We start from the raw sequence: 17,602 nt of genomic DNA on the forward strand, positions 1-17,602 counted from the left end.
TTCTATGGTCAACTATGGCCAACAAGACGCCCGTTTTCTAGACCACGCGGGCCGCCCATGGCGACGCTCTCGTTCGCGCGGGCGCAGATGGTGCGCGATGCGACCCTGACCGATGCCGACTGGCCGAGGTCGCCCGGTGCCGTCGCGAACACAACCGCCTCGGGTTCGCCTATCAGCTCGGCTTCGTCCGGCTCTTCGGCCGCTTCCCAGCCCAGCAACCCCTGGAGATCTGCGACGAACTCCTGGGTTTCGTCGCCCTGCAACTGGGCATCGACGCGACCCGGTTCGAGGGGTACGCCGCCCGGCAGCATACGGTCTCGGACCATCAGGCAAGCATCCGAGACCACCTGAGGCTCGCCGTCTTCGACGCCGACCAGGCCGCGGCCCTGGCACGCTTCGTCTTCGAGGAATCCTGCCGCCTGGAGCAGACGGCCGCGCTGCTGGCCCGGGCCCGCGAATTCCTCAAGGAGCGACGCGTGCTGCTCCCCGCCGAGTCGGCCCTGCTGCGCCTGGTCGGCGAGCAGAGGAAGCAGGCCCGCGAGCACATCGTCTCCAGGCTGGCCGGTGGCCTTTCCCCCGGCGTGGCCCGGGCTCTCGACGGCTTGCTGGAGGTGAAGGAGGGCGAGGCCACCTCCCGGCTCCAGGCCTCAAGGCCAACCCGGCCAGGCCCTCGGCCGGCGCCATGCAGGCCTGGCCGACAAGCTGGCCGCGATCGAGGCGATGGGCGTCCTGGCCGTCGACCTGTCCTGGCTCAACGCCAACTACCAACGCGCCCTGTACCACTACGTCCGCAAGTGCTCGGCGGACCGGCTGCGGGAGGCGGTGCCGCCCCGTCGCCGCGCGGCTCTGGTCTGCTTCCTGCGGCAGAGCTACCGCGACGCCATCGATTCGGCGGTGGACATGTTCGACAAGCTCCTCACCCGACCCAGACCCGGGCCGAGCACGAACCGAGCGACCAGATGCGTCGCCAGCGCCAGACGATCAAGACGGCCTGGCCGCGCTGCGGTCCCTGGGGACGATCCTCCTCGACGACACCATCGGCGACGCCGCATTGCGGTCGCGGCTGTTCGCCGTCGTGCCCCGCGAGGAACTCGCGGCCCAGGTGGCGGGACTGGACGAGTGGGTCACCGGTGCCCGGAGCGACGTGTTCCACGGCCTCGTCCGGCGGTTCGCCCACCTGCGGCAGTACGCGCCGATCCTGCTCCGCACCCTGGAGTTCTTCCCCGACGCCGGCGCCGGCGATGTCCCCTGCCTGGAGGCCCTCCGGGTCCTCAAGGAGATGAACGCGGATTCCCGGCGCAAGCTCCCCGACGACGCCCCACGGACTTCATCCCGAGGCGGTTGCTGCCCCTGGTCGTGACCGACGGCAAGCCGGACCGCAAGGCCTGGGAGTGCGCCTTGCTGCTGAAGCTCAAGGACGACTTGCGATCGGGCAACCTCTCGGTCAAGCACGGCAAGCGGTTCGGCCGGTTCGAGGACTACTTCCTGCCCGGGGAGCGCTGGGAGCCGCTGCGGCAGCCCTTCTTCCGGCGGTCCGGCTGCCCGCCGACCCCGGGGATGTCCCCGGTCACCTGACGAAGCGCCTCGACGCGGCCTACGACCTGTTCCTCGCGACGGCGCCCGCGAACAGCTACGCCACGGCGGATGAGGACGGCTGGCATCTCTCCACCGACGCCACGAGGCCCCGGACGCCGAGGCCAGGGGCGGCTGGGAGAGCTCCGCCGGTGGCTGTCCGAGCACATGCGGACGGTGCGCCTGCCCGACCTGCTCATCGAGGTCGACAACGACCTGCGGTTCACCGACCACTTCCTGCCGCCGGCCCAGCGCGGGGGGCGTGACGCGGAGGACGTGTGCACGCTCCTGGCCGTCGTGCTGGCGCACGGCTGCAACCTCGGCCTGCACACGATGGCCCGGATCACCAGGGCGTCACCTACAAGCAGCTCAAGCGGGTCAGCGATTGGCAGATGACCGAGGAGGCGCAGCGTGCCGCCCTCGCGGCCCTGGTGCACGCCATCTCCCGCCTCGACGCCACGCTGCACTGGGGCGACGGCCGGACCTCGGCCAGCGACGGGCAGCGGTTCGCCCTGCCCCGCAAGGTCCTGCAGCAGACCTACAGCACCCGGTTCAGCGACTTCGCCTTGGAGTTCTACTCCTTCGTCGCCGACAACTACGCGCCGTTCTACAGCCTGCCCATCGAATGCACCGACCGGGACTCGGCCTTCGTGCTCGACGGGCTCTGCTACAACGAGAGCGACCTGGAGCTGGAGGAGCACTACACCGACACGCACGGCTACACGGAGATCAACTTCGCGGCGTTCGCCATGCTGGGCCGCCGGTTCTGCCCGCGCATCCGCGGCCTCCGGAAGCAACGCCTCTACCGCCTCGACGCCGGGCGCGACTACGGGCCGCTGGCCGGCCTGGTGAGCCGCGCCGATCGCACGATCGACCCGCAGGTCATCGTCGAGCAGTGGGACCGGATGGGCCAGTTCTACGCGTCGCTGGAGCGCGGCCACACGACCGCCTCGGTGGCGCTGAAGCGCCTGGCCTCGTGCACGGCCAAGAACCGCTTCTACCGGGCCAATCGCGACCTGGGCCGGATCTTCAAGACCGAGTTCCTGCTGAGCTACCTGTGCGAGCCGCAGCTGCGGTCGCGGATCCGGCGGGGCCTGCTGAAGGTCGAGCAGCTGCACGCCCTGGCCCGGGACGTCTATTACGGCCGGCGGGGCCGGATCAACGCCCGGGAGCTACACGAGCAGATGAACTCGTGCAGCTGCCTGACGCTGATCCTGGCGTGCGTGATCTACTGGCAGGCCAAGGAGATCTCGCGGGTCGTGCGCTGGTGCCAGCCCGAGGACGACAAGGACAAGCTCGACATCGCGCTGTTGGAGCACGTCAGCCCCATCGAGTGGGACAACGTGATCCTGTACGGGCAGTACGTCCTGGACCGCGCCCAGGTCCGCTGACGGGCGTCCTTAGAGCATATTTTCGCAGCAATCTGGGCGGTACCCTTCAGAGGGCCAGCAGCGCCCGGACCTCGTCCCGCTGCCACCGGTCGAAAAGGTCCGGGTCGAGTCCGGTGCGACGGGCCCGGTCGAGCTGCTCCCGGAAGCGATCGTCGAGACCGGCCTTCCGGTAGGCCCGGGCCAGGAAGTAGTGGCGGTCGGCCGTCGGCTCCAGCTCGACGCAGCGCTCCAGTGCCCGGATCGCCTGATCGAACCGCCCGAGCCGGGTGAGGATCACCCCCCGGGCGCCGAGGATCTTGGGGGCCGGCCCGATCGCGGCCTCCAGGCGATCGAGCTGCTCCAGGCCTTCCTCGGGCCGGTCGAGCCCCTCGGAGAGGACCAAGGCGAGGTTGTAGAGCGCCTGCTGGTCGCCGGGACGGCGATCGAGGACCCGGCGGTAAATCTCGGCCTCGGCCTGGTACGCGCCGACCTGGTGATGCAGGATGGCCGAGGGGAGTAGCAGGTCGGGGTCGTCGGGCCGGCGGCGGAGCAGCTCGTCGACGATCGGCCGGGCCCGGGAGACGGCTCCGGCCCGAGCGTCGACCGGTGCCGCCTGGACGGCCCCCAGGATCGCGTCGACCAGGCCGATGCGGTCGACCGGGTCGGTCAGGTCGATCGCCGCCAGCGCCTCGGCGCAGCGATCCAGGGCGTCGTCATGGCGACCCTGGGCGGCCCGGGCATAGCCGAGGGCCCAGAGGCGCCCGGGAGAGATCTGCCCCAGTCGCTCGGCGATCCGGGCGGCGGCCTCGATCGCCTCGGCGTTCCTGAGGGCGATCAGCTTGAGGACGGCGGCCCGCGCGAGCAGGTCGCCGCCGGGGTTTCCCAGCCGCTCGTCGACGGCCCGCTCCAGGCCACTCGGGTCGCCGTCGCCGGCGACCAGCAGGCGGGTGGCCCTCAGCTCGGCAACCTCGGGGTCGCCGGGGCGGAGCAACTCCAGGCGATCGAGCTGCTCCTCGGCCTCTCCCAGCCGATCGGCGAACAGCAGGGCCCGGGCGTGCAAGGCGACCGCCTCGGGGGAGGGGGAGGGTTGGATCGCCGAGACGGCCGTGACCTGGGCGGCCCGGCCGGGCTGGCCGAGGGCGATGAGCAGCGCGGCCAGCTGCGACCGGGCCTGGACCGCCACGCGGTCCGTCAGCGGGAGGTCGGCCATCAGCCCCTCGAACGCGGTGACCGCCTCGGCCCGTCGGGCCGGGTCCGGGGCCCGGGAGAGGACGACGGCGCGGGCCAGGCGACGGCCCGGCTCGCCCCCCTCGTCACCGACTAGTTCCAGGGCGCGCCCCCAGGCCTCCGGGTCGCCGGCGGCCCGGGAGGCGAGCATCATGGCCAGATCCAGGGCGGCGGCGTCGGAGATGGACTCGACGGCCGTGAGCCGCTCCAGCAGCGGCTCGGACAGCCCGGGCCGGCCGGTCTCGTTGTAGTACGAGGCGGCGTCGACCAGCAGCTTCGGGTCGGCGATCGGCCCTTCCAGGGCCTCCTTCAGGACGGCGTCGGCCCCCTCGGGGTCGCCGGAGGCGAGGCGGAGCCGGGCCTCCAGGGGGGCGGCAGGGACGTCGGAGGCCCGTTCCAGGGCGCGTCGGATGGTCACCTCCAGGGAGGCCCGATCGCGGCCCATGCGGGCCTGGGCGGCGATCAGGTCGATCCAGGGGGCGGCCTCGTCGGCGTCGGCCCGCTCGGCCTGGCGGCGGAGCAGGCCCTCCAGCTCGTCCTGGCGGCCGGCCATCGAGAGCATCCGGGCCCGCCAGGCGATCAGGGCGGCCGGGGCGTCGGGGTCGTCGCCGGCGTCCCCCAGCAGCCGGGAGGCCCGGGAGAGCTCGCCGGCCCCCAGCAGGGCCTGGGCCGAGAGCCGGCCGATCCGGGGGTCGGACTCCGACTCCCGGGCCAGCCGCTCCAGCTCCTCGAAGCGCCCGAGCCGGGCCAGCAGGTCGGTCAGGGGGGTGAGGGCCTGCTCATCCCCCCGCTCCCAGGCATCTTGATAGGAGGCGACCGCCTCCTCGGGCTCGCCCTGGGCCTCCCGGATCCGGCCGAGCAGCAGGTGGGCGGCGGCCAGCTCCCGGGCGTCGGTCAGCACGCCGTCCTCGCCGTCGACGATTTCCCGGGCCTCTTCCAGCTTCGAGAGCCGGGATTTGTCCCGCCCCCGGTCGCCGTCGCCGACGGGGGCCTCCGGGTCCAGCCGTTCGGCCTCCCGGAGCAAAATCGCGGCATGGGCCAGCCGGTAGGGGAGGTCCTTGGAGAGGCTGGCGAGCAGCGTGTTCGCGTCGTCGATCCGGGCGTCTTGCAGCGCGACGTCGATCCGGGCGATGACCGGCCCGGGGGCGTCCGGCTCAAGCTTCGCCCAGTTCCGGAAGGCCAGGTCGGCGCCGTCGAGGTCCGCCTGGGCCAGCCGGAGCCGGCCGACCTCCTCCCAGAGCTGGGCCTGCTCGTCGGGCTGCAGCCGGTCGATCCCCTCGAGCAGCCGACTCTGGGCCTCCCGACCCCGGCCCAGTTCGAGCAGGACCCGGGCCAGGGCCAGGCGGAGCCGGGCGCCGTCGCCGACGGCCTCCAGGCCGCGTTCGACCAGGAGGACGGCCTGCTCGGGCTGGCCGGAACGGAGCATCAGCTCGGCCCGGGCCGCCCAGAGCCCGGGGTTGGCGGGGGAGCGTTCCAGGGCCTCCCGGAGCCGGGCGTCGGCCTCGTCGAGGCGGCCCTCCAGGGCGTCCCGCTCGGCGAGGACCAGGGCCAGGTCGACGGACTGGGGGTCGGCGATCCCCTCGGCCTGGGCGGCGACCCGGAGGGACCGCTCGGCCCCCTCGACGGCCCGCTCGAAGTCCCCCCAGGAGCGGCGGACCGGCGGCAACGCGGCCTGCTCGGCCAGCCGGGAGGCGGCCAGCATCATCCGGAGCTCGGGGTCGTCGATGCCCCTCCCCTCCAGGGCCCCCTCCAGTTCCCGGGCGGCCTCGGCATACTTGCCGGATCGCTGCAGCATCCGGGCCTTGGCGACGACCGGGGTGATCGACCGGGAGTCGCCCTGGGCGGCCAGGTCGAAGACCCGGCCGGCGCCGTCGAAGTCCCCCAGGGCTTCATAGCAGCGGCCCAGGGCGAGGATGGCCTGGTCCCGGACCGGGCCGGCGACCCGGGAGTCGCGCCGGAGTTTCTCCAGGACGTTGATGGCGGCCGTGTGGTTGCCCACCTGCTCATCCATCAGCGCCAGCAGCAGTTGGAGCCGGGGCTGCTCCTGTTCCCCCCCGGAGAGGTCCTTGTACCGCCTGATCAGGTAGCTGGCATCCTTGACCCGTCCCAGGCGGATCTGGACGTAGGCCAGCCACCAGGCCAGCTCCTCGTTGGAGCCCTGGACGTCGATCAGGGCCTCTCGCCATCGATCCATGGCGAGGATCCGGCGGTCCTCGGCGAAGTCGATCATGCCGCCGACCAGGCGTCGGACCGCGTCGTCCCGGGCGTCGCCCGTCTCGGGGACGGCCTCCAGGTGGGCCCGGGCGGCGGCGGGGTCGCCGCGGTGCAGGGCGTGCTGGGCGGCGGCCAGCCGGACGGCCAGGTCCTCGGGGGCGAGCTGCAGGGCCTGCTGCAGCTCGACGGCGGCCCGCCCCTCGTCGTAGAGTTCGCGATAGTAGGCATATCGGGCCAGCCGGAGGCGGGGATCCTCGGGCCGGGTCGAGACCAAACGGTCCAGGACCGCCTCGGCGGCCTCGGGGTCGCCGGCCCGGTCCCGGTGCAATCGAGCCAGCCGGGAGGCGACCTCGGCGGCCTGCTGGATTTCCTCGTCGACGGCCTCGGCCGCCTCCGCGTCGTCGGGGTCGCGTTGCAGCCGCCGCTCCAGCAGGGACAGGGCGCGCTCGTAGGAGGTGATCGCCCCGTCGAGTTCCTCCTTCGCGCCGGGGACGGCCAGCCCCTCCAGGGCCCGTCCCAGCAGGCGATGAGCCTGGGGGTCGTCGGCCCGACGGGCGATCAGCTCCCGGGCGATCTGGGCGGCGGCCCGATAGCGGTATTCGAGGGCCGCCCGCTCGGGATCCCCCAGCAGGTTGAAGTTCTCGCGGTAGCTGTCGCTCAACAGGATGTACAATTCGGCCAGCCGGGCGCGGACCTCGTCCACCTCCGGGTGCCCGGGGAACTGGCGGATCAGGCGATCATGCAGGCGGCCGGCACGCTCCAGGGTCGGCACGTCGGCGGCCTGCTCGGCCAGCAGCCGGGCCTGCAGGAAGAGCATGTCGGCGTCGTCGGGCTGCTGCTGCAGGTAGCGGCCCAGGTGACGGAGGGCCAGCTCGGGACGCCCGGCCTCGACCAGCTGCTCGATCTGCCGCCGGGCCGCGGCGCCGACCCGGCCGGGCTGGGTCAGATGCAGTGCCAGCGCCGAGCCGCCGAGGGCCAGGGCCAGGATCGCCAGGGCGGCGGCGGCCCGCCAGTTGAACCGCCAGGTCGTCGAGGTCGGTAGCTCTGCCACGGAGGGGGGCCCGGGTTCGAGGGTCGATGGGGGAGAGGCGGGCGGGGGCGCGTGCGCCGCCGGGGACGCTCACGCGATCGCGCAGTTGCCCCCCATGATACGGCCGCCTCGGCCCGTCGTGTCAACGCCGGGAGGGCCCGCACCGCGCCCCGGGCCCCGGGGCGACGCGGCCCGGCAACGTCACGGATTTTGAATTTGACCGTCTCCGAAGCAGAGGGATAGAGTGAAGGCGGGCCGGGGGGTTCCCCCCTGCGCCTCGCCGAGCTTGCCGATCCCCCCGGCACGCACCATCGACCCGGCCCTGGTAGCACACCCCGATGGACACAGCCGACTCGCCCCGCCCCGGCCACGAACTCGCCCGACTGACCGAGTTGCCGCCGGCGCTCCGAGTCCCCCCGCCCCCGGCCTCCCGCACCTCCTCCCCCGGCGGAGGGCTGCCGATCAACCCCCGGCTGGTGCTCCGGGGGCTGGCCCGGCACTGGTGGCAGGCCCTGGCGCTGTGGGTCGTCGGCACGGCCGCCCTGGCGACGCTGGTCTACCTGAGGTACGAGCCGACCTACCGCTCCTCCAGCATGCTGCGGATCGAGACCGACCCGGCCAACCCCTACGTCACCAACGGCGGCCCGCCGGTCCGCAGCGACCTGCAGACCCAGATCCAGCTGATCACCAGCGCCAACGTCCTGACCTCGGCCGTCAGCGACCCCGACGTCTCCAAACTGCCCTCCGTGATCCAGTCCGAGGACGCCGTGGGCTACATCCGGGAGGCGATCAAGGTCTCCCCCCTGCCCGGCGGCAGCCTGATCGAGGTCTCGGCCGAGTCCCGCCTGCGGCACGAGGCCGCCACGATCGTCAACGCCGTGGTCGACGCCTTCCTCAAGGAGGACGCCACCTGGGCGGATGCCCGCAACCGCGGGTCGATCGTGCGGCTGGAGAGCTACCGCGAGGAGCTGGAGGCCGAGATCGAGGGCCTCCAGCAGGGACTCTTCCGGCTGGTCCAGCAGTCCGAGAACCCGGAGATGATGCAGCGGAACCTCGACAAGCTGCTCTCCCCCGGCGCCTCGGGAGACGGCATCTCCGGCAATCCGGACCTGGAGGTCGAGCTCAGCGAGTATCAGCGGCTGCACCAGTCGTTGCTGGAGCTGGAATACGAGGAAATCGAGGCCAAGGCCGAGCTGGAGGCCGTCCGCCGGGAGGCCGGCGGCACCGACCCCCGGATCTGGGTCGAGCGCCGGATCGAGCAGGTCTTCCTCTCCGACCCCGACGTCCGCTCCCTCCGCGAGGGGCTCAAGGACATCCAGGTCCAGATCGACGAGGCCCAGGGCCGCATCCGAAACCCGGCCGACCCGGCGGTCTCCCGCCTGAAGGTCCAGCAGCAGCGGCTGCTGGAGCGGTACAACCAGCTCTGGGCCGACCTCGAGCCGGCCCTGCGGGCCCAGCTGGCCGCCGAGGAGACCAACCCCACCCAGCTCGTCCGCAAGGCCGAGGCCCAGCTGCTCGCCCTGCAGCAGAAACGGGAGCTGATGAAGCAGCGGCTCGACCGGATCGAGCCGTCCACCCGCTCCGAGGGGATCGAGCAGCTGAAGGTGAGCTTCGCCGCCACCGACCTGAGACAGCGCCGGATCATGCTCGACCAGGTCAACCGCCGGATCGAGATGCTGGAGTACGAGTCGAGGGGCAGCGAACCGATCATCGTCATCTCCGAAGCCAAGCCGGGCGGCCCGCCGGTGACCAACAAGCGGGACAAGTACCTGGCCGTCACGCCGCTGGCGATGCTCGGCCTGGTGCTCGGCCTGGTCACCCTGGTCGAGCTGCGTTCCGGCCGGGTCAGCGGCGCCGAGGACCTCACCGGCCGGCTCTCGGCCGAGATCTTCGCCGTCCCCCCCCTGCCCTCGGCCCGATCGGCCGACCGCAACCGACTGGAGGGGCCGGGCCACGACCCGAAGTTCGAGCAGTTCGTCCAGCAACTGGACCACCTCCGGGTGGCCCTCTGCGGGGAGGGCGGGCACGACGGCCGGGGCCGCTGCGTGCTGATCACCAGCGCCGTCGGCGGCGAGGGGAAGACCACCCTGGCCGCCCAGCTGGCCGTCCGGTGCGCCGAGGCCGGGGCCTCCACCGTGCTGATCGACGCCGACCTCCGCCGGGCCACCCTCGGCCGACTCTTCGAGGTCCCCGACTGCCCCGGCCTCAGCGACGTGCTCCGGGGCGACGCCCAGCTGGAGGACGCCCTGGTGCCGATCAGCCAGGTCGGCGGCTGCCAACTGCTGCCGGCCGGCTCCCCGGAGCCCAACCCCAACCGGATCCTCCGCGGCAAGAACTTCGCCCCGATGCTGGAGCGGCTCCGCCGCAGCTTCGACGTGGTGATCATCGACACCTCGCCGGTGCTCCCCGTGCCCGACGCCCTGATCCTCGGCCGCCTGGCCGACGGGGCCGTGATCGCCACCCGGCACGACCAGAGCCGGTTCCCGGCCGTCGAGCGGGCCAACGGCCTGCTCACCGGGGCCGGCATCCCGGTGCTCGGCGTGGTGGTCAATGGCGCCCGGGGGTCCGATCGCCGCTTCGGCGGCGGCTACGCCGCCTACACCTACCGCACCGACCGCATGCCCGACCCGGCCGGCGGCCCGTCGGCCGGCTGATCGCCGCCGGGGTGCCCCTCGACCGATCGATCCCGAACCGCCCCCGCCCCCGGCCCCGATCGGCCGAGGGGCCGGCGGAGGCGTGCCCGACGGCCCTCCTCCCCCGAACGAACGAACGACCACGGAGCGAATCGACGATGAGCCAACCGACTGACCCCCGGCCCGCGACCCAGCCGGCACTCGCCGCGATCGCGGCCCGGCTGGTCGCGCCGGCCGTCGTGCTGGTGGTCCTGGTCTGGGCCTACCTGACGGAGGTCACCGGCCTCGTCGAGTCCTGGTCCAACGACCCGAACTATTCGCACGGCTTCCTGGTCGGGCCGGTCGTCGCCTTCATGTTCTGGTGGCTCTGGCCCCGGGGGGCCGAGGCCGACCGGATCCGGCCGTCGGCCTGGGGTTGGGTCCTGCTCGTCGCCCTGGTCGCCGCCCGCTTCTCCCTGTTCCAGACCGGCGAGTACTGGCTGGAGGGCTTCACCCTGGTGCCCACGGTCGCGGCCCTGGTGCTGGCCTACGGCGGCTGGCCGCTGCTGCGTCGCACCTGGCCGGCGGTGGCCTTCCTGATCTTCATGTACCCCATCCCCGCCGCCCTCAACAGCCAGGTCTCGCTGCCCTTGCAGCGGATGGCCAGCATCAGCAGCGCCACCCTGCTGCGGCTCCTGGGCTTCTGGGTGATGGACGAGGGGAACGTGCTGGTCGTCGGCGGCGAGCAGCTCGAGGTGGCCGCCGCCTGCAACGGGCTGGCGATGCTCATGAGCCTGGCGGCCACGATCGCCGCCACGGTGATCTTCGTGCCGATGGCCGTCTGGAAGCGGATCGTGCTGCTGCTGAGCGTGGTGCCGGTGGCGCTGCTGTGCAACGTGCTCCGGATCGCCGGCACCGCCTATGCCTACCACCTGCTCGGCTCCGAGCAGGGGGAGAAGGTGGCCCACGACGTCGCCGGCTGGCTGATGATGCCGATGGCCCTGGTCATGGTCCTGCTGGAGCTGGCCTGGCTGTCCTGGCTGGTCACCGAGGTGGAGGTCGAGGAGCCGGTCTCGCCGACGCTGCTGGCCACCTCGGCCGGCCTCGGCCGGCCGTCCCGCTGAGCCGGGCGTCGCATCGTCTCGAATCGAACTCGAGGCCGAGACCCAGGCGAGGTCGCCATGCCACCCGCTCCGATCCGAGTCTGGGGCCTGCCGCTGGCCCCACTCACCCGCCCCCAGGCCGCCGAGGAGGTCGCCCGGCTGATCGCCGATGGCCGGCCCTCCTACTTCATCACCGCCAACGCCCACTACGCGATGGTCTCCGACGCCGACCCGGCGATGCGTCCCATCAACGAGTCGGCCGCCTTCATCCTCGCCGATGGCGCCCCGCTGGTCTGGGCCTCCCGGTGGCGTCGGACCCCCCTGCCGGAGCGGGTCGCCGGCTCGGACCTGATCTACGACCTCTGCGCCCAGGCCGCCGAGCGGGGCCACCGCGTCTCCTTCCTCGGCGGCCCCCCCGGCGTGGCCGAGCAGGCGAGCCGGACGCTCGCACGCCTCTATCCCGGCCTGACCGTCGCCGGCGTCTGCTGCCCCCCGTTCCGGCCCCTGGCCGACGACGAGCGGGCCGCCTTGGTCTCCGAGATCCGGGACGCCCGGCCCGACCTGCTCTTCGTCGCCTTCGGCCAGCCCAAGGGGGAGCGTTGGATCCGGGAGCACCTGGAGGAACTGGGAGTGCCCGTCTGCGTCCAGGTCGGCGCCTCGCTGGAGTTCGTCGCCGGGAGGGTCCGCCGGGCTCCCCGATGGGTGCAGCGGATCGGCCTGGAGTGGGCCTGGCGGATCGGCACCGACCCGGCCCGGCTCGCACCCCGGTACGCCCGCAACGCCGCCTTCCTACTCCGCAAGGCCCTGGCCGACTTTCGCCGAGGCCGGGCCCCCGAGCCCGACCCGGGGCCCGAGTCCGAGTCCTCGACGACTCCCACCGATCCCCGGCCGTCCCCCGAGCCCGTCTCCTGACCGACCCCGCCCTCCCCCCGCCCCTCGACCGGATCTCCCCCATGTGCGGCATCGCCGGGATCATCGGCCGGATCGACGATCGGAACCGGGCGGCCCTTGGCCGGATGGCCTCGGCGATGCGCCACCGGGGCCCCGACGGCGAGGGGACCTGGGCCTCCCCCCCCGACGACCGGGGCCATGGCTGCCTGCTGGCCCACCGGCGGCTGTCGATCCTCGACCTCTCGACCGCCGCCGACCAGCCGATGGTCGACCCCGAGTCCGGCTCCTGCCTGGTCTTCAACGGGGAGATCTACAACTTCCAGGCGCTCCGGGACCGCCTCCGCTCCGAAGGGGCCTCGTTCCGGTCGACCGGGGACACCGAGGTCCTGCTCCGGTCCCTCTCCCGACGGGGCCCCGACGCCGTGGCCGGGCTCCGGGGGATGTTCGCCTTCGCCTGGTGGGACGAGCCGGGCCGATCGCTGGTGCTGGCGAGGGACCCGCTCGGGATCAAGCCGCTGTACGTCTCGGCCAACCCGGAAGGGCCCGAGGGGGGCTGGTCGCTGGCCTTCGCCTCGGAGGTCCGGGCCCTGCTGGCCTCGGGCCTGCTCGGCCGCCCCCGGCTCGACCCGAGGGCGGCGGCCTGCTACCTCTGGAACGGCTTCGTCCCCGGGCCGGTCACCGCCGTCCGGGGCATCGAGTCCCTCCGGCCCGGCGAGCTTCGCGTCCTCGACGCCTCGGGCCGGGCCCGACGCTCGGAAATCTACTGGTCGGTCCCCCGGCCCTCCCCCCACCTCGGCAACGGCCACCCGACCGACGGCCGCCCCGGCCCGATCGACGGGGCCCTGGGAGACGCCCTCCAGGAGTCGGTCGGCCTGCACCTGGTCAGCGACGTGCCGCTCGGGGTCTTCCTCTCGGGCGGGATCGACTCCGGGGCGGTGGCCAACCTGGCGCAGCGGGCCTCCGATCGGCCGGTGCAGACCTTCACCCTCGCCTTCGAGGAGGCCGAGCACAGCGAGGCCCCCTACTCCCGGGCCATCGCCGGGGCGATCGGCTCGGAGCACCGCGAGGTGGTCCTGAGCGGATCCCGGTTCGCCGGCGAGCTGCCCCGGGCCCTCGACGCCCTCGACCAGCCGACCTTCGACGCCCTGAACACCTACTTCATGTCGGTCGCCGTCCGGGAGGCCGGGCTGACCGTCGCCCTGGTCGGCACCGGCGGGGACGAGCTGTTCGGCGGCTACTCGAGTTTCCGGGACCTGCCGACCCTCCGCCGATGGGCCCGACGGACCCGATGGCTCCCCCGGCTGCCGAAGCGGGCGGCGGCCGTCCTGGCCTCGGCCGCCAAGGGTGGGCGAGGCCGGGGGCCGGTCCCCCCCCAGACCCGCTGGGCGAAGCTGCCGGAGATGGTGGCGGCCGGGGAGGACCTGCTCCTCCTCTACCAGCTCGCCTACGCCCTGTTCCTGCCCGAGATGCAGGCCTCGCTGATGCCCGACCTGCCGATCGACGGCTCGGTCGTCCACGGCCTCCCCGAGGGCCTCGCCTCCCGACTCCTGGCCGAGACCGACGGCCGGGGGACCCTGGAGGCGGTCAGCGTCCTGGAGCAGCGCTGCTTCCTCGGCGAGCGATTGCTGAGGGACTCCGACGCCGCCGGCATGGCCCCCTCGCTGGAGATCCGGCTGCCCCTGGTCGACCACCGGCTCCTCGGCCACGTCTCCGGGATGCCGACCGGCCCCCGGTACGAGCCGGTCGGCCGCAAGGCCGCCCTGCGGAGGGCCGGGCTGGTCGGGCTCGACCCCGCCCTGTTCGACCGGCCCAAGCGGGGCTTCGAGCTGCCCCTTGAGCGTTGGATCCGGGGCTCGCTCGGCCCCGAGATCGACGACACCCTGCGAGACCAGCGGCTCTGCTCCGCCGTCGGACTGCACGGTCCGACCGTCGGGCGGCTCTGGGACGCCTTCCGGGATGGCGCCCCGGGGCTCTACTGGTCCCGGATCTGGTCGCTCTACGTCTGGATCCGCTGGTGTCATGCTCATGGCGTTTTGCTCTAATCGGGACCGCCCCGACACCACTCCCCTGCCCTTGCCCCGATCGACCGACCGCCCCATGAGCCGACCCCGACTCTGCCTGATCACCCCCTGCCGGGACGAGGCCTCCTACGCCAGGAGGACCCTCGACAGCGTCCTCAACCAGACCCAGCCCCCCGACCTCTGGGTGATCGTCGACGACGGCTCGACCGACGAGACGCCCGAGATCCTCGACTCCTACGCCCGGGTGCACCCCTGCATCCGGGTCGTCCGCCGGGCCGACCGGGGCGCCCGGAAGGTCGGCCCGGGGGTGATCGACGCCTTCTACGCCGGCTACGAGGCGATCGACCCGTCGGAATTCGACTACGTCTGCAAGCTCGACCTCGACCTCGACCTCCCCCCCCGCTACTTCGAGATCCTGATCGACCGCATGGAGGCCGACCCCCGGATCGGCACCTGCAGCGGCAAGCCGTACTTCCGCCAGGGGGATCGACTGGTCAGCGAGAAGTGCGGCGACGAGAACTCCGTCGGCATGACCAAGCTCTACCGCCGGTCCTGCTTCGAGCAGGTCGGCGGCTTCGTCAGGGAGGTCATGTGGGACGGCATCGACGGCCACCGCTGCCGGATGCTCGGCTGGGTCGCCGCCAGCTGGGACGACCCCGACCTCCGCTTCGAGCACCTCCGCCCCATGGGCACCAGCCACAAGGGCTGGTGGACCGGCCGCTCCCGCCACGGGTTCGGCCAGTACTTCATGGGGACCGCCCCCTCCTACATGGTCGCCAGCGCCCTGTTCCGGATGACCCGGCCGCCGCTGGTCGTCGGCGGCCTGGCGATGCTCTCCGGCTACTTCGGCGCGATGCTCCGGGGCCTCCCCCGCTACGACGACCCCGACTTCCGCCGCTTCCTCCGCTCCTACCAGCGCCATTGCCTGCTCCGGGGCAAGGCCCGGACCACCGAGGAGTACGACCACCGGTCCGCCTCCCGGTGGTCTCCCGACGCCCCCGCCTCCTCCCCGGTCCCGGGGCGTTCCCCCTCCTGAGTGGAGACGGTTCGCGGCTCGGTGCGCTTGCAGTGCGCCGAGCCGATCGGCCGATTTCCCTGATCCCGGTTCGATTTGCGCCGATTGAAATGGCTTCGCTCCGTCGAACGCCCCCGGTCGATTGGCTTCGTTTCGCGCCGACCGCTCCCGTCCCCCCTCCCGATCCCCGAACCGACCTCCCGCCCCGACCCCGTCGCCGCCCGTCAATGGCCCGGTGCGCCGGCCGTGCGCGGTCCGGTGCGCCCCCGGTGCGCCAACACTATCGGATGATGTTCTTTTCCAATTCATGACTTGCGTCGATCGAAATGGCTTCGTTCCGCGCGGCGCCCCCCGGCCGATTGGCTTCGTTTCGCGCCGGACCTCACGCCCGATTGGCTTCGTTTCGCATCGGGGCGCTGCGTACGCCCCGAGGGCGACCGACACCGCCAACGTGTCTGAGTGGACCCACCCAGCTTGCCAAAGACGACTCGCCGGGCGACGGGATCCCGCCGCCCCGGGGGACAACGCCCCGTATCCGATATCATCGAGGGAAGCCGCCCCGACATTCACACAAAATCGGCAAGGCGAGGCGCCGGAAGGCCCGATCGGCCCTCGATCGCTTGATGCGGAGGGACGGTAGGGCGATCCTGATGGGATGTCCCATTCGTCCGTTTCGGGGATCCGATAGCAACGGAGCAAAAACCAACGAACTTGGCTCAAAGCCCCGGCCTCGCCGTGTGGCAGCTTCTCGAAACTGGTCTCTGGCCGCCCGATTCGAGAAGACTCATTCGAGAGTGATTATCAAGAACCCGGAACCCTAGGAATCCAGGGCTTCCTACCGAAACCCTGACGGTCTCTCGATATCGGTCGTTTGCGAGAGCCACGGCGGCGGAAGATCGTTAGTTTTTGCACCGTTGCTATCGGATCCCCTTCACGGTCGTTCGAGCAGCTCGAGGACCACGCCCTCGTCGCCACGCAGTGCGACGCGGCCACCAACGGCCTCGCCCGCTCGGCCCGGCACCGTGGAGAGGAGCACGCGGCTGGACTCGACCGACACGTCGACGGACAGAGGGGCCGCGCCGAGGTTCAGGGCCACCAGCAGCCGACGCCCGCCCGACTCCCGCAGGTAGGCGAGCCAGCCTTCCCCGGATCCCGCCGGCGTGTAGGACCCGGCGCGCAGGGCCGGCTCGTCGCGGCGCAGCGCGATCAGCCGGCGGTAGAGGCCTAGCATCGAGGACGGGTCGTCCCGCTGGGCGGTGACGTGGATTGCGCGGGCGTCCACGGCCAGCGGCAGCCAGGGCTCGCCCGCCGTGAATCCCGCCCCCGGCGTGTCATCCCACGGCATCGGAGTCCGCGCCGGGTCGCGCCCGAGCCCCAGCCCCGGCGTGTTCTTCTCCCAGGGGTCGCGCACCCGGTCGGGCGGGATCGGCACGTCGCGCATGCCGAGTTCGTCGCCGTAGTAGAGCGTCGGCGTCCCGCGGAGCGTCAGCAGCAGCATCGCCGCCACCCGCGCCTGGGCCGACCCGACCCGGCTGGCGATCCGCGGCTTGTCGTGGTTGCCCAGCACCCAGTTCGGCCAGCCGTGGGCCGGCAACAGGCCCTCGTAGGCGGCGATCGCCGCGGCCAGCGTCGGCGCGTCCCAGGGCAGCCCGATGAGCTGGAAGTTGAACGGCAGGTGCACCCCCGTCCCGGCGTCGCCGTAGTAGGCCACCAGGCGCTCGACCGGCAGGTAGATCTCGCCGACCATCAGCCGCTCGCCGTAGGAGTCCAGCAGCCGGCGCATCTCGGCGATGACCTCGTGCACCTCCGGGCGGTCGGTCGTGTAGGTCGGCAGCAGGGCGCGGTACGGCCACATCCCGGGGCGGTATCCCGGGTTCGGCGGGTTGTCGCGGAACTGCTCGTCCTTGACCAGGTGCCAGATCACGTCCACCCGGAATCCGTCCACGCCGCGGTCCAGCCAGAAGCGCATCACGTCGAGCATCGCGGCGCGGACCTCGGGGTTGCGCCAGTTGAGGTCCGGCTGCTCGCGGAGGTAGGCGTGGTAATAGTACTGGCCGGTGGCCGGGTCGAACTCCCAGGCGCTGCCGCCGAAGTTGCTCAACCAGTTGGTCGGGGGGGAGCCGTCGGGCCTCGGGTCGCGCCAGATGTACCAGTCCCGCCTGGGGCTCGTGCGGCTCGATCGCGCGTCGATGAACCACGGATGCTGGTCGGAGGTGTGGTTGGGCACCAGGTCGAGTAGCAGCCGGAGGCCGCGGCGGTGGGCCTCGGCCAGCAGGGCGTCGAAGTCCTCCAGGGTGCCGAAGATGGGGTCGACGTCGGTGTAGTCGACGATGTCGTAGCCGAAGTCCTTCATCGGCGACGGGTAGATCGGCGAGAGCCAGATCGCGTCGACGCCCAGCCACTGCAGGTAGTCCAGGCGGCGGATCACCCCGCGCAGGTCACCGACGCCGTCGCCGTCGGAGTCCTGGAACGAGCGCGGGTAGACCTGGTAGATGACCGCGCGTTCCCACCAGCTCATCGTGCTCGCCCCGGCCATCGTCGCCCCCG

General features: G+C 72.5%; 9 protein-coding genes and 2 pseudogenes. 9 read left to right on the forward strand and 2 right to left on the reverse strand.

Features of this window, described 5'->3' with window-relative positions; all coding sequences use genetic code 11:
- Positions 1 to 119 precede the first annotated feature (119 nt).
- The 4 genes and pseudogenes from ElP_RS41575 to ElP_RS36845 all read left to right on the forward strand — a co-directional run.
- A pseudogene (locus ElP_RS41575) lies at positions 120 to 461 on the forward strand (DUF4158 domain-containing protein); the annotation flags it as partial.
- Between the two features lie 590 nt (positions 462 to 1,051).
- Positions 1,052 to 1,360, forward strand: coding sequence for a hypothetical protein (locus ElP_RS36830; RefSeq protein ID WP_145279848.1), 309 nt, complete (start codon positions 1,052 to 1,054; stop codon positions 1,358 to 1,360).
- The gene (locus tag ElP_RS36835; protein WP_145279850.1) at positions 1,342 to 1,575 is read left to right on the forward strand and encodes a hypothetical protein; all 234 of its coding nucleotides are present in this window, start codon (positions 1,342 to 1,344) and stop codon (positions 1,573 to 1,575) included. The genes ElP_RS36830 and ElP_RS36835 overlap by 19 nt, the downstream gene beginning before the upstream one ends.
- A 165-nt stretch (positions 1,576 to 1,740) precedes the next feature.
- A pseudogene (locus tag ElP_RS36845) lies at positions 1,741 to 2,963 on the forward strand (transposase).
- 46 nt (positions 2,964 to 3,009) lie between these two features.
- On the opposite strand, the gene ElP_RS36850 reads toward ElP_RS36845, so the two are convergent.
- Complete coding sequence (locus tag ElP_RS36850; protein ID WP_145279855.1) at positions 3,010 to 7,434, reverse strand: tetratricopeptide repeat protein; 4,425 nt, start codon at positions 7,432 to 7,434, stop codon at positions 3,010 to 3,012.
- A 317-nt stretch (positions 7,435 to 7,751) separates the two neighbouring features.
- On the opposite strand from ElP_RS36850, the gene ElP_RS36855 reads away from it, so the two are divergent.
- The 5 genes from ElP_RS36855 to ElP_RS36875 all read left to right on the forward strand — a co-directional run bounded on the left by ElP_RS36855 (position 7,752) and on the right by ElP_RS36875 (position 15,076).
- A complete protein-coding gene (locus ElP_RS36855; protein ID WP_145279857.1) occupies positions 7,752 to 10,067 on the forward strand; it encodes an exopolysaccharide transport family protein in 2,316 nt (771 codons plus the stop codon).
- Between the two features lie 137 nt (positions 10,068 to 10,204).
- On the forward strand, positions 10,205 to 11,149 hold the full coding sequence (locus ElP_RS36860) for an exosortase/archaeosortase family protein (protein WP_145279859.1): 945 nt from the start codon (positions 10,205 to 10,207) through the stop codon (positions 11,147 to 11,149).
- 57 nt (positions 11,150 to 11,206) lie between these two features.
- Entirely contained in the window at positions 11,207 to 12,040 is an 834-nt protein-coding gene (locus ElP_RS36865; RefSeq protein ID WP_145279861.1) for a WecB/TagA/CpsF family glycosyltransferase, read from the forward strand.
- Positions 12,041 to 12,081: 41 nt separating this feature from the next.
- Positions 12,082 to 14,061 (forward strand): asparagine synthase (glutamine-hydrolyzing), encoded by a 1,980-nt coding sequence (gene asnB, locus ElP_RS36870; protein ID WP_145279863.1) that lies wholly within the window; start codon positions 12,082 to 12,084, stop codon positions 14,059 to 14,061.
- Between the two features lie 55 nt (positions 14,062 to 14,116).
- On the forward strand, positions 14,117 to 15,076 hold the full coding sequence (locus tag ElP_RS36875; protein ID WP_145279865.1) for a glycosyltransferase: 960 nt from the start codon (positions 14,117 to 14,119) through the stop codon (positions 15,074 to 15,076).
- 910 nt (positions 15,077 to 15,986) lie between these two features.
- Here ElP_RS36875 and ElP_RS36880 read toward each other — a convergent pair.
- Entirely contained in the window at positions 15,987 to 17,591 is a 1,605-nt protein-coding gene (locus ElP_RS36880; protein WP_197447224.1) for an alpha-amylase family glycosyl hydrolase, read from the reverse strand.
- Positions 17,592 to 17,602 lie beyond the last annotated feature (11 nt).

This window comes from Tautonia plasticadhaerens, from assembly GCF_007752535.1.
Classification (GTDB): domain Bacteria; phylum Planctomycetota; class Planctomycetia; order Isosphaerales; family Isosphaeraceae; genus Tautonia; species Tautonia plasticadhaerens.

Coding starts and splice junctions, on each gene's coding strand:
- ElP_RS36875 (WP_145279865.1), top strand. CDS start 14,117: ATGAGCCGACCCCGACTCTGCCTGATCACCCCCTGCCGGGACGAGGCC.
- asnB (WP_145279863.1), top strand. CDS start 12,082: ATGTGCGGCATCGCCGGGATCATCGGCCGGATCGACGATCGGAACCGG.
- ElP_RS36880 (WP_197447224.1), bottom strand. CDS start 17,591: ATGGCCGGGGCGAGCACGATGAGCTGGTGGGAACGCGCGGTCATCTAC.
- ElP_RS36865 (WP_145279861.1), top strand. CDS start 11,207: ATGCCACCCGCTCCGATCCGAGTCTGGGGCCTGCCGCTGGCCCCACTC.
- ElP_RS36860 (WP_145279859.1), top strand. CDS start 10,205: ATGAGCCAACCGACTGACCCCCGGCCCGCGACCCAGCCGGCACTCGCC.
- ElP_RS36855 (WP_145279857.1), top strand. CDS start 7,752: ATGGACACAGCCGACTCGCCCCGCCCCGGCCACGAACTCGCCCGACTG.